Origin of the sequence: Lishizhenia tianjinensis (assembly GCF_900116425.1) — a bacterium.
Classification (GTDB): Bacteria; Bacteroidota; Bacteroidia; order Flavobacteriales_D; family Crocinitomicaceae; genus Lishizhenia; species Lishizhenia tianjinensis.
Map to the genome: position 1 here is coordinate 1,184,503 of NZ_FPAS01000001.1, position 13,553 is coordinate 1,198,055.

At 38.9% G+C, this 13,553-nt stretch carries 7 protein-coding genes; 2 read left to right on the plus strand and 5 right to left on the minus strand.

Features of this window, described 5'->3' with window-relative positions; genetic code table 11:
* Positions 1-6: 6 nt before the first annotated feature.
* Together pbpC and BM327_RS05510 are read right to left on the minus strand one after the other, a co-directional pair.
* Entirely contained in the window at positions 7-2,313 is a 2,307-nt protein-coding gene (gene pbpC, locus BM327_RS05505; RefSeq protein ID WP_090247317.1) for a penicillin-binding protein 1C, read from the minus strand.
* Complete coding sequence (locus BM327_RS05510) at positions 2,310-7,826, minus strand: alpha-2-macroglobulin family protein (protein ID WP_090247318.1); 5,517 nt, start codon at positions 7,824-7,826, stop codon at positions 2,310-2,312. Before BM327_RS05510 ends, pbpC begins: the two co-directional genes overlap by 4 nt.
* A 185-nt stretch (positions 7,827-8,011) precedes the next feature.
* Between BM327_RS05510 and BM327_RS05515 the strand changes: the two genes are divergently transcribed.
* Both BM327_RS05515 and BM327_RS05520 read left to right on the plus strand, forming a co-directional pair.
* A complete protein-coding gene (locus tag BM327_RS05515) occupies positions 8,012-8,719 on the plus strand; it encodes a hypothetical protein (RefSeq protein WP_090247319.1) in 708 nt (235 codons plus the stop codon).
* A gap of 141 nt (positions 8,720-8,860) precedes the next feature.
* A complete protein-coding gene (locus tag BM327_RS05520) occupies positions 8,861-9,694 on the plus strand; it encodes a CvfB family protein (protein WP_090247320.1) in 834 nt (277 codons plus the stop codon).
* Between the two features lie 70 nt (positions 9,695-9,764).
* Here the strand turns inward: BM327_RS05520 and BM327_RS05525 are convergent, their stop codons facing one another.
* The 3 genes from BM327_RS05525 to katG form a co-directional block, all read right to left on the minus strand.
* Positions 9,765-10,415: a hypothetical protein gene (locus tag BM327_RS05525; protein ID WP_090247321.1), complete on the minus strand. Its 651-nt coding sequence runs from the start codon at positions 10,413-10,415 to the stop codon at positions 9,765-9,767.
* A gap of 52 nt (positions 10,416-10,467) precedes the next feature.
* Entirely contained in the window at positions 10,468-11,109 is a 642-nt protein-coding gene (locus BM327_RS05530; RefSeq protein ID WP_090247322.1) for an outer membrane beta-barrel protein, read from the minus strand.
* Positions 11,110-11,200: 91 nt separating this feature from the next.
* Complete coding sequence (katG, locus tag BM327_RS05535; RefSeq protein WP_090247323.1) at positions 11,201-13,480, minus strand: catalase/peroxidase HPI; 2,280 nt, start codon at positions 13,478-13,480, stop codon at positions 11,201-11,203.
* Between the last annotated feature and the right edge of the window lie 73 nt (positions 13,481-13,553).

The window sequence follows — 13,553 nt, forward strand, 5'->3', positions numbered from 1 at the left end:
TTTTGGTTAAAATCCCTCGAAATTCACAGAAACGCTTTGACCTCCTTCATCCATAATCATCAAAATATGATCACCGGGAATGATGTCTACTTTCATTTGATGTTTCCCTGAGGTACTTCCCACAAAATCATCATCTAAATGCCAATACAAAACGGCATTCTTGTCTCTGTGCGTTGCTTCTAGTATCACTTGTTCGAATTCACCCTTAAAGTTTTTCGGAATGATCAATTTTGAATCATCTTGCGGGTAAATAATACCCAAATCTCTCTCCTCAAAGGCCGAGCAACCTAAATCATAGGGCGGAATTTCTTTGTATTTCTGATGTCCTCTTTTATAATAAAAAGCTGCAACGGGGTCTAAACAAAACCAAACCGTATCCTTAACGGTTTTCCCCTGAATACAATTCCTATTCACCCTTAAGCCCTCTTCATTGATCAAGATATGTTGGTGGTAGGTACAAACACCCAAAGCCTTGGCCTGCATGCTTGTTTCTGTTCTCACAGTAGGACAAGCAGGAGAAGGCGCCAAACCAGAGCTAGCACATAAATCAATGTATTTTAAGGCAGCCAAAGGTTTTTCAAACCAACCCTTCTTTTCTAACTCTTGGAAAATATCAAACATTAAAGGCGCCGCTACAGAAGCTCCCGTTAAACCCGGTCTCCCCTCTCCTTCTGCATTTCCAACCCAAATAGCCACCAAATAATTCGCGTCGTAGCCTACAGCCCAGGCGTCTCTATAACCAAAGCTCGTCCCTGTTTTCCACGCTACCTTTCGCGAAGAGGAATATTGACGCCAACTTTCCTCCATCCCTGGTCGCTGAACCTCCTTCAAAGCTTCGGTTACCATCCACCATGTACCTTCGTGGTAGTTTTTTGTAGGATGCTCATACTCCTCTCCTTTCCATACCGAAAGTCCAGCATAATTCTCTTGCTCATTTTTAATGTAATTGTTTAAACTTCTTGCTTGCTTCGAATAGGCATGAACAACATCCCATAAACTTACTTCTGCTCCTCCAAGTATAAGAGACAATCCATAATTATCAGGAGAACGATTAATGGATGTAAAGCCCAAAGCTTTCAATTCATCATAAAAACGCAACACACTGTAATCTTTCAAAATATTGGTAGCAGGTATGTTTAAAGACCTTGCCAAAGCCTCGCTTGCGGGAACCACTCCATCGAAACTTTTATTAAAATTAGAGGGCGAAAAACCGTGAATAGAAATGGGAACATCACGTAACAAAGTAGTATTGTGCAACATTCCTTCCTCTATGGCCGCAGCATATAAAAAGGGTTTGAGTATACTTCCCGAACTTCTTGGAGCTTGAATTAAATCCACAAATTGAGCATTGGCTCCTTCAAAATTGGCGTTTCCTACGTAAGCTTTTACCTCGCCAGTTTGCACATCTACCACCACCGCACAGGCGTTTTTTATTTCGTTGTTTTCTAAGAATTTTACATAATTATTCAATCGCTGGGTCACTCGCTTTTGAAGTCGACCATTCACGGTAGAATTTGTGCGCTCACCACCTTTGCCTTTACTATTGGCCAAGGTCAATAAATGAAATGCAGAATTGGGTAAATCCATAGGTTTGCCGGGCAATGGCTCTAATAAAGACAATTCATAAGTAGAAAGATCTATTACCTGATTCTCCCATAACTTTTTGAGCAACTTATCTCTTTTGGCTTTCAACTCCTCTGAGTTCTTCCCCGGACGAATAAGTGCTGGAGCATTGGGCAACACAGCCAAAGTTGCATACTCGGCCCATGATAATTGATGCAAAGGCCTGTGGAAATATCTCCAAGCCGCTGTTTCAGCCCCTACAACATTTCCTCCATAAGGCGCATGAGAAACATACATCTTCAATACCTCATCCTTACAGTAGCTAAACTCCAAACGTATGGCTTGATAGAGCTCTATGATTTTTTCAAAATAGGTACGCGCTTTGTTTTGGCGCGACAAGCGTATGACTTGCATACTCAAGGTACTCCCTCCACTTACAACTCTTCCTTCGCTAATGTTTTGAAACATTGCCCTGAAAGTGGAAACGGGGTTTACTCCAGGGTGATAGTAAAAATATTCATCCTCAAAGTATAGTATACACTGTTCTAATTCGTAGGGTATACTATCAACCTGCGGAAAACGCCACTGTCCGTCACTTGCAATTTGGGCTGCTAACAATTCGCCCTTTTCATCATTTACCAAAGTTGAATAGGGCAAATCAAATAAGCGACTCGGGAATAAATAATAAAAAAGGAAGCCAAAGAGTACTAACCCTATCAACTTCCTTTTATTTCTTTTGGTTAATCTCATTCTTTAACTACTTCTACCCATTTACCAGCTTCGGTGGCAAAAATAGACTCATCGTACATAGGTGCACAGAAAATTGCGGGTTGATAATATTTCCCCAAGAAGGTAGCATTCAACAACACCTCTATTTCTATTCTGTCATTCTTCCCTAAATCGAAGTAAGAGTAAACTCTATCATCTCTGATGTCTTGGTACTCTACTTTTGCATTTTGCTTGTAATCATCTGCTAAACGCGAATTGATAATTTGCCAGCCAGAAGGGAAAATTTGTGTCAACGCCATTTCTTGGTAATCACCTCTTATTCCAGGATGTGAAAGGGTAACAATGGCTTTAAAGTCCTGACCTTGTTTTAACTTATCAACAGAAATTAACTTTCCATCTAAATCTTTATAAACCACTTCCATTTTTAGGTCTTTACTCGCCGTTGTAACCTGAGATTCTGCAGGAATTCCCGATTGCTCTACATTCACAAAGAGTAAATTACTTCCCTTGTTGATTACTTCTATTTGTCCTGACCTAAATTTCTCTGTATCTACTTGATATTGATAGATGGCAGCATCTGTTGAAACATCTACGGTAGTTCCATTCACTTTTAAGCTGCACGTAATTGCAGCTCCAGCATCATCTTCACCAATTAATTTACCTATAGCCAATAAGGCATACGCTCTGGTTTGCGTGCTATGCCATCCTGTGGATAAGTCTTTGGCTATTTCTTTGGCTAACTCCGCAGCTCTGGTCTTATCCTTCAAATAAACCATAGTTTCCAAAATCATAGCTCTATCTCTTATTCCTGAACCATAGTTATACCCCATAGATCTATATTCTGGAATTGCATAAGATTGTTGACTCAAACTTGTAGCAGCCTTGGCTTGACCTATTATTGCATAAGCAGCCGCCAATCTCCATGCTGCAGCGGCACTTAATTCAGCATCATTTTTCAAGCGGTTCATTGCACCTACTTCTGCTTTCCCAGCTAGAGCTAGTGTATACAAACGGTAAGCTTGATCCAAATCTCCGCCGTAACGTCCCCAGTTGTATTTGCGCGTCCACTCTTTGGCTCTTTTCTTTTGGAATTTCACCCAAGCATTTAACATACCTGCAGGTAATTCATACCCTTTATTTTTAGCCTCTAACATGAAATGTCCTGCATAGTTGGTTCCCCATTCAGATACATAACTAAAATTGTTTCCAGGCCAATAAGTAAAGCCTCCATCTGTGGTTTGGAAAGATTTGTATTTGATCAATGCAGCATTGATATTATCGTTCACCTTCGTCTTTTCCTCTGCCGTCATTTTCACAAAATTTGAAAGGAACAATTGAGGGAAAACAGCAGATGTTGTTTGTTCTATACACCCGTGTGGGTAGCGAATTAAATAAGAAAGTTGTTTCTCTAAATTCAAATGAGGGATGCGAGAAATCTCCACTTTGGCTGTATTCGTTCCTCGAATTCCAAAGGCAGAGTAAACGCTACTCCAACTCGTATTTCCTTCTACAGATTGTACGATAGATTTAGTCATAGGTGGATTGGCAGGTCGCACTAAAATTTCAATTTCTTCGAATGATTTTTCCTTGCCAGAAGTCACCTCTACTTTGAACTTACCAACGCCTAATTTATTCGCTACTTCATAGTCAAAGTAAACCGTCTGATCACCTTTCCCAGAAAAATTAACGCTTTGCTGCGTACTTCCTTTAGCCTGCAAGAATTCATTAGAACTCACCTTAACATTAACCTGTTTGATCTTATCGCTCATGGCAATAACATTTACAGGAACTTTAATTTGTTCTTTAGGACCTAAAACACGCGGCAAGGTAGCTTGCACCATCAAAGGTTGTTTTACTTGTATTTCTTGTTCAGTAGAACCATATGCTCCTTTATGTGCCGCTACTACCATCACGCGTACTGCACCAATGTAATTCGGCATATTTATTTTGTGCGTAGCTTCCTCCCCTTCCTCTAAATAAAAAGGTCCGATGTATTTTACAACAGGTTTAAATCGGTTGGCAGAAGCATCTTCTTTGTATACCAAACCTTCGTCACCACCTATGGCTAAGAGGGCCGCCATTTTACCTGTTTGCGCACTCATTACATATTTATACATGTCCCACGTACGCACACTTAAAGCTTCTTTGCTGTAGAAGTTGGGCCATAAATCAGGTGTTTCAAATCGCGTTAAAGAAAGCAAACCTTCATCCACAACAGCTAAGGTATAGGCCATAGCTTTCCCTTCTTTTTCTTTCACTTTAACGGTGTAATCGGATAAAGGCTGAACCGTTTCTGGAGCCTTAATTTCTGGGTATAAATGCGTTTCTGGATCTGAAACAGCAACTGGCGTTATACCATACATGCGTATGGGTAGAGCATTTTCGGTTTGACCATGAGGCTGAACCAAGGTAGCACTAACATAGACATTGGGCGCCATATCCGCGGTTGTAGGTATTTCTATCACCGTAGATTTATCATCTGCTTCTTGCCAATAGGTTGCCAAAATTTGGTCACCCTTTTCTACCGTTACAAAGAATCTACCTATACCACCAGAAGGAACTGTAATTTTGGCTGTTTCTCCTACATCATAGCTGTTCTTGTCTGTTTCTAAATTCAACATAGAAGCAGCCTCTGTATTGCCATTATCCTCTGCGTACCAACCGTAGTAATCTGCAAAGAAGCTTTGCATAGCACTGTGACCAGATTTCTCATCTATCACGCGCAACAAGTATTTACCCCAACCTCTTTCTGGGAATTTTAAAGTGAAATTAGATTTACCATTTTTCACATAAAAGCTTTCTGTTTTGATAAGGTCTGATGAGTTTCTCGAAACATAATTGGTCAATTCATTCTCTCCATTTCCTTCCCACCACCAGTTGTAAGAAACTTTATAAAGCTCTACTTTCACGTTGCGTGAAAGTGCATTACCATCTTCATCTACTGCAGCTATAGAAACGGCATGTTCGTCTTCTGAATTCAAGGCTGTTCTCCAATTTGATCCTCCCTCCATTTTGAGTCCAACATAGCTGGTGTAGGGTGAATACCTTTTAGAAGTGTAATCTTGACTAAAGTCCCCCCCTTCTTCAAAAACTTTGGTGCTCCATCTGAGTTTTAACATTCCAGGCGCTTGTTCTGGTTTTTCCCAATCAAAGCTCACCCTTGCCCTACCATTGGCATCTGTTTTCACTTCTGCCAACAAAGGTTCGTCTAAGGCATATCTTTTCGATCTATCGTCGAATTGATAATTTTCATATCCTTTAAAAGTAGTTTGAAGGTTAAAAACATCTAACTCAACCTTGGCTTTTAAGTTCGCTGCCGGAGCCCCGTATAACCAATCTGCCTGCAAGGTGGCGCTGCTTGCTGAATTGTGATTTAGGACATCTTCCAAATCATAGTTGATACGAATACGATTCGGCTTAACGGTTTCTATTTTCAAATATTTATAGAAATCAGAATTCCCTACAATTACTTTTGCCTTCCATTTTCCAGTTGGAGAATCAGGCATGGTTGTAAAAGGAAAAGCATACATTCCCTTCACACCATTTGTAGAAACTTTCTTAGTAAACAATTTCCCCATGGGGTCATAAACCTCCATTACAACGGGATGATTTTTAGGTAAAGTTGCCAACTTATCCTCCAAGGCAAAAGTTAAGAAAACCGTATCGCCCGGACGCCAAACTCCTCGTTCTCCGTAAATATGTCCTTTAATCCCTTTATCAATATGCTTCCCTCCTACTTCATACAAACTTGTAGAAAGCGCAGATCCATTATCTACACGTAAATAGCCGCGTTGCGTTCCTTTTTTAGCGATCAATAAATAGGCTTTTCCATCTAAATCAAGAGATAGTAAACCGTCGCTATTTGTTTCACCGGAACCTATGAGTTGATTTTGGAAATTGTAAGCCTCTACCAAAATTCCTTTTAAAGGATCAGTAGATCTTAGATCAGATATTGCAATTTCGTAGCGGTTATCTGCACCTTCTTTGGCGATGATTCCAAAGTTGCCGGACAAGATATTTCGACTTACCTGACGGTTATAATATTTGTAATAACTATCCGTACATGGATTGTCTTTGTCTCTATAATCATAGCCTCCCGTAAACCACCCGTCTACGTTCATGTAATATTCATTCGACTCATAGTTTTGTTCCTGACGCTCTAGAGGCTCTATGATTCCAGTAGAATCTCCACACGGATATAAAGATTGGTGGCGTTCGAATGACATCATTACCCTGTAGATAGAACCCGGTTCTGAATCTATGTAACGGTTCAAGTCTATTTTAAAATTATTCCATACCCCATAGTCTATAGGTTCTGAGGTTACCAAATCAACACTACCATCATATACCAATCTACCTACACGCGCCAATTCAGAACTTCCATTGTGCTGATTTTCTTGGAAAAATTGATTCACATTATCCTCAAAAACACGTAAGATTCTTAAGTTAACCGCCTTTAGGTTGATGGCTTTAAAAGGAAAGTCTATGGTTCCATTATTGGAAGGCATGATTACCCCATCACCAATTAATTCTAAAGCGGGTTTTTCTGTATTAAAGGTGAGAAGTTTACTAAATTCTTTGTTGAGCGGCATCCCTTTGCTGTTGCGTATAGATCGGTTCACAACAATTCGCTCTTCCTCAAACATCTTTCCTTGTGGATAGGCAAGAATTTCATTTCCTTTTATACTTAACCTTAGGTTTTTACTTGATGCTAAATACACCAATCCTTCTAAATTTTGATTCTTCTCTATAGGATCTGAACAAAGAATAGAAAAATGTAGTCCAGGTTCATTCACCACTTTGGCTTGTAAAACTTTAAACTCGTTAATTGGCGGAACTTCCAACATCAGGTCATCTTCTACATCTACGCCCAAAGGTTCTCCTGTCCAAGATAAAAGTACTTTGCTTGACTTACCTCCACGTTTGATTCCTGTCAAAGTAAAAGTGTGCGATTTACTCGAATTATTATGTTCCCATATCACGTTTAAGCTTTTACCCTCTTGCGTAGCCGTAAAACAAGCCTCCACATCAGCCGGAGAGGCCATATCTCCCGTTCTTACACTTCCTTTTACATCTTGCTTGGAATAATCGCTTTCACTTTGGGTGTGAATCCCTGTAAAGTTTACCACTAAATTTTGGTGCATTACCATAAAACCAAAGTCTAAACTTTCATAGGCTTCTTCCACTTCCATGAGTTCTTTTAGATAAAAGGTTCCCACATATTTTTGTCCACCTTTTAAGTTCTCAGAAGGTTTAAAAGCTATACTTTGTTTGTCTATCCAATAAGCGTCTCCTTCTATGCTGGGTTCAAAATCAAACAAGTCGTTGTCTATTTTCTCTCCAGGTTGAGCATTTTCTAAGGGAGCTACGAAAACTATTTTAATTTCGTCTTGATTAGAAATAACACCAGAGGTAAAGGCGTTGATATAATCGCTAAATCCTGGATTAACTTGTATTTTGGATAAATCTATTTCCTTATCAGAACAGGAAAAAAGAATAAATGTAGCTAGGAAGAAGGTGATAAACTTTTTCATTTTGTGTGGAATAAAATCTTAATTAACAGCTTTTTAGATCTGAAAAACATGTAGAATTTTTCAGGTTGCTTAAAAATAGTGTTTTCATCTTAAAAACTTAGGTGACAAGGTCGCTTATTTCGTTCATTTTTAAAATTTCTTTAGAACACCGAAGAAAGCTTATTTTTGGGGCAAACATTTCACGCATGAAGAGCACTGCATTGGCAATCAATTGGAAAACTGCAAAAGAAGGGTTTACGCCTAGTATAGATGTCTTAGACACCGACCTAAAGTTGAATTTTAAAATAAGTAGTGAAGGAATAAGCTACCTGCAAGAAGATGAGCCTGTATTTCTTAATTTCCAAAATGTTTACGGGTATAGCTCAACTAACATTACCGCTGAAGCCTACAACCAAGGCGCCTACCGCTGGAAGGAAGATGACCTACAATGGGGCGGTTTTATAGAATTGAAAAAGAGTAATTTCTTGCAAAACCCACCGACTCATTTTCAACAAGTCATTAAAAACCCCAAGGGCTTAAAGCTGCGTCATTTTGTGTTTTTTGGTCCAGAACAAATTATAGAATGCATAGCCGAAGATTATAAATTCAGCTTTGAAAATGATCCACAGGAAGCGTTGGAAGCTAAATACCCCAAGGCCTATTTAAACTATTACCTCTCTTTGTTTTTCACACACTTTGAAAATGTAAATGCTGAAAACTTGCGCATGTTTACAGATCTCTATTTACAACTCACCAAACGCAAAGATTTTCCTTTGTTGCAGGATGAGGTGAAAGCCATCGAGAAAAACAAAGACGCCGGACTAGTTCTAAAATATGTTCACAGTCTTACTCAAAGTAAATTCACTGAAAAGCAGTTGAAGGAGGTGTTGAAATATATTGTTCAGTATAAGTGAGAAAACAGTTTTGAGTGTGAGTAGGGAGACTTGAGATGATACGTATTTTAGTATTTCAAACTCTACCCCGCACCAATCCATACCATATTTCTATTTTTTACAAAAGACTTATTTGCTCAGTAAATCTCCTATCTTTGCAGCATGCTTAGAGTTGGAATAGTTAATACACTAGAGATCCTGCGCTTTACAAGTGTGGGTGCTTATTTAGGAGACGATCAGGATAATGATGTTTTATTACCGAACAAATATCTTACAGAAGATATGAAGGAAGGTGATGAAATTGATGTGTTTTTATACCACGATTCTGAAGATAGAATTGTTGCCACTACGCAACGTCCGCTTATTAAGCTGAATGAATATGCTTACTTAAAAGTGAAAATGGTGACCAAGTTCGGTGCCTTTTTAGACTGGGGATTGGAAAAAGATCTTCTCGTACCTTTTAAGGAGCAAACCACCAAAATGGAGGAAAATGGAACCTACCTCATCTACATGTATTTGGATGAACAAACGGGTAGATTGGTAGGTACGGCCAAAGTAAAAAAACACTTCTTTGATGAGGTATTGGACCTAGAAGTTGATGATAAAGTAGAACTTTTGATTTGTAACGAAACTGATTTGGGTCAAAACGTTATCGTTAACCAAATGTACTCTGGATTGATTTACCACAACGACATTTCTCGTCCATTAAAAAAGGGTGAATTAACAACTGGTTATGTCTACACCATTAGAGAAGATGGAAAACTAGACATACGTTTAGACAAGAGTGGTTACGAAAAGATAGAACCCAATGCCGATAAAATTTATGCTGCCATTATTGAAAACGGTGGTAAGTTGGCCTTGACAGATAAATCTCACCCAGACGATATCCGCGAGCGTTTAGGAATGAGTAAAAAGACCTTTAAGAAGTCATTAGGAAATTTATACAAAGCGCGTAAAGTTGAGATTCACGACGATTACATAGAACGTGTAGATTAGGTTTCTACGGAATATAAAAAAAGCGGCTACTCTTTAAGAATAGCCGCTTTTTTGTTTTAAATATTTTGAGTTAAAAATTATACCCTACACTTAATTGAGTGGAGAAAGTATAGTCATTTATTGCATCTACAAAACTAAATTCTCCCTCTTTTCTTCGATACATCGGATGAAAGTTTTGGAAGTATTGAGCTCTAAATCCAAGGTTGATACGATTCCAATCATAACGTAAACCTATACCTCCGTTAAAACCAATCATGATATCGTTTACCCCGTCAAGTTTAAGCTGATCATTTGATTTTTCGCTTAAAAGTATATCCACCCTTGGTCCAGCAAAAACGTAAGGATGCAACTTCTCTAAAAACAGTTTCTCTAGTTTGTAATTAATAAATGTATTCGCTCCTACATAGTTGAAGTGTCTATACACAGTAATATCTCCTAAATAATTTCCATTCATATCCACTAATGGAATTTCATCCTGACCACCTTTTTGAACATAATGTATTCCTGAAGAAAGGAGAAAGGATGATTTCTCTACGTAATCATAGTTTATACTTATGTGCGAACCAACTGTGAAATGATTGTATCCATTTAGGTTTTCAGAAAATTCATAATTAAAGTCCAATTTGGAAAAAGAAGTACCTGCATTTAAGTTTAAACGCTGTGAAAAACTAGCCAAAGGAAGCACGGTTAAAAATGCGGTGATTAAAGTTATTTTTTTCATTTATAAGGTGTTTGTATCAAAAACGCAAACCGAGTTTTTTTATTACGTCAACTTAGAAATTATACCCAAAACTCAGTTGTGTAGAGAATGAAAGGTCTTTAATTTTATGCCAATTATGTGGCGGTTCATAATTAATATCAGCAAGGTTATTAAAGCTGTGTAAAAAATGTGCATTCCATCCTAAACTGAATTTTTGAAAATCGTACCTCAAAGCTAATCCGGCATTGATTCCAAACATCAAGTCATTGGCGTTGATATCCAAATCAAGAGAAGAATTATAACCCATTAAATAATCTACTCGCGGCCCGGCAAAAACAACAGGATTCAATTTTTCGAAGGGAAGAAAACTCAATTTATAGTTAATCACCGTATTTAGACTCAAATAGTTAAAGTTTAACCGACTACTTTCTAACTTTTCCTCAGTTTGACTTGGAAATACATATTCTTTAGTCCCACCTTTTTGTAAATAATTCAGAGAACTAGATAGGTAAAAATGTTCTTTTTCCAAATAGTCTAATTGAAAACCAAGATTTACCCCCATAAAGTATTGTTCATAGTCAGTCACGAAATAATCTCCGTACAAACGTTGGTAATCTATTTTAGAGAATGAAGTCCCTGCATTTACATTTAAACGCTGCGAAAAACCAAATAACGGGAGACTTAAGATTGCCAATAAGGTGAGTTTACTTTTCATGATATGAATTTAGATGATTAAAGTTCCAATATACAAAAAACGGTTGACCTCGAAAGATCAACCGTTTTATCTGTAAACAAAAACCGGTGCATTATTTCGCTATATCAAATCTATCCGCATTCATAACTTTCGTCCAAGCTGCTACGAAATCTTTTACAAATTTCTCGTTGGCATCATTGGTTGCATAAACCTCAGCAATCGCTCTTAATTCAGAGTTAGATCCGAAAATCAAATCTGCACGTGTTGCTGTCCATTTTATTTCATCCGTAGTTCTGTCTTTTCCAACAAATTCCATTTTGTTTTCAGAAGTTGCAGACCAAACTGTTCCCATATCTAACAAGTTCACGAAGAAGGCATTATTCAAGGTTCCTGGAGTAGCAGTGAAAACTCCATGTGCAGAACCATCATAGTTCGCATTCAAGACACGCATACCTCCTACTAAAACCGTCATTTCTGGAGCTGTTAAGCCTAACAACTGTGCTTTATCTACTAATAATTCTTCTGTTTTTAGCGTGTATTCCGTTTTCTGGTAGTTTCTAAATCCATCTGCCATAGGCTCTAAAACAGCCATTCCTTCGGCGTCGGTTTGTTCTGCCAAAGCATCCATTCTTCCAGGCGTAAATGGAACTTCAACTTCTACTCCTGCCTGACGTGCCGCTTCTTCTACCGCTACTACTCCACCTAATACGATTAAGTCAGCCATAGAAACTTTCATGTTCCAGTTTTTAGCGTTGAAATCCTTCTGAATTTCCTCGTAAACGGCCAATACTTTTTTCAATTCTGCAGGGTTGTTTACTTCCCAGTTTGCTTGTGGTGCTAAACGAATGTGTGCTCCGTTGGCTCCACCTCTTCTGTCAGATTCTCTGTAGGTAGAAGCCGATGCCCAAGCCGTAACAATTAACTGTTGTTGTGTCAATTCAGAATTTAAAATCGTTTGCTTCAAGTCTTTGATTTCTTTCGTTCCAATAATTGCGTGATCTACCGCTGGAATTGGATCTTGCCAGATGTAATCTTCTTTGGGCACTTCTGGTCCCCAATAGCTAGAACTTGGTCCCATATCTCTATGTGTTAACTTAAACCAAGCCTTTGCAAATGCTTTTTCAAACTCCGCTGGGTTCTCGTAAAATCTTCTTGAAATGACTGCATAAATAGAATCTTCTCTCAACGATAAGTCTGTTGTTAACATCGTTGGTGCAACTGTTTTGTCTTTATCAAAGGCATGTGGGTACATTTTTTCAGGGTTTTTCGCCTGCCATTGGTGTGCTCCTGCCGGACTCTTCACCAATTCCCACTCGTTTTCAAACAAACTCTTGAAGAAATCATGACTCCATTTAGCTGGCGTAGATGTCCACGTAACTTCTAATCCAGAAGTAATTGCATCTGCACCTTTACCTGACTTATAAGATGATTTCCACCCCAAACCTTGCTCTTCAATTCCTGCAGCTTCTGGCTCAGGTCCAACGTGATCTGCTGGTCCTGCACCGTGCGTTTTACCAAAGGTGTGTCCACCCGCAATCAAAGCCACTGTTTCCTCATCGTTCATTCCCATTCTCCCGAAGGTTTCACGAATATCATGGGCTGCCAATTTTGGATCTGGATTTCCGTTAGGTCCTTCTGGATTCACGTAAATCAATCCCATTTGCACTGCCGCTAAAGGATTTTCTAATTCTCTATCCTCAGAGTAGCGCTTATCACCTAACCATTCTTGCTCCATTCCCCAGTAAACATTCGCTTCTGGTTCCCAAACATCTTCTCTACCTGCTGCAAAACCAACGGTTTCAAAGCCCATAGATTCTAAGGCAACATTTCCGGTTAATATCATTAAATCGGCCCAAGAAATTTTGTTTCCATATTTCTGCTTAATGGGCCATAAAAGTCTTCTTGCTTTATCCAAGTTGGCATTATCTGGCCAAGAGTTCAAAGGCGCAAAACGTTGTTGTCCGGCTCTAGAACCTCCTCTACCATCACCGGTACGGTACGTACCCGCAGAGTGCCAAGCCATACGTATAAAGAAAGGTCCGTAATGACCAAAATCAGCGGGCCACCAATCTTTAGAATCCGTCATCAACGCAGTTAAATCAGCTTTCAAGGCTTGGTAATCTAACTTTTCAAACTCTTCCTTATAATCGAAATCCTCTCCCATAGGGTTAGACTTCATTGAATTTTGACGCAGTACACTAAGATCTAATTGGTTGGGCCACCAATCTTTATTTGTTGTTCCAACGTTGGCGATAACTTGTCCTGTTGACCTGTTCTGATCAAATCCTAAAGGACAGCTTCCTCCTGCTGTCACCTCCATTTCAGCGGGCTTCTCTGTGTTGCACGAAGCAAGCGCTAAAAGAATAGCTCCTGTAAATAATGTTCTTTTCATCCTGTACTTGAATTGGTTTACAAATACAAAGAACGAGCATTTTAACCATTGGTAAAAATGATTATTTCTAATC

Excerpts from the sequence above, each read along its gene's own strand:
- pbpC (WP_090247317.1), bottom strand. The coding sequence starts at position 2,313 with ATGAGATTAACCAAAAGAAATAAAAGGAAGTTGATAGGGTTAGTACTC.
- BM327_RS05510 (WP_090247318.1), bottom strand. The coding sequence starts at position 7,826 with ATGAAAAAGTTTATCACCTTCTTCCTAGCTACATTTATTCTTTTTTCC.
- BM327_RS05515 (WP_090247319.1), top strand. The coding sequence starts at position 8,012 with ATGAAGAGCACTGCATTGGCAATCAATTGGAAAACTGCAAAAGAAGGG.
- BM327_RS05520 (WP_090247320.1), top strand. The coding sequence starts at position 8,861 with ATGCTTAGAGTTGGAATAGTTAATACACTAGAGATCCTGCGCTTTACA.
- BM327_RS05525 (WP_090247321.1), bottom strand. The coding sequence starts at position 10,415 with ATGAAAAAAATAACTTTAATCACCGCATTTTTAACCGTGCTTCCTTTG.
- BM327_RS05530 (WP_090247322.1), bottom strand. The coding sequence starts at position 11,109 with ATGAAAAGTAAACTCACCTTATTGGCAATCTTAAGTCTCCCGTTATTT.
- katG (WP_090247323.1), bottom strand. The coding sequence starts at position 13,480 with ATGAAAAGAACATTATTTACAGGAGCTATTCTTTTAGCGCTTGCTTCG.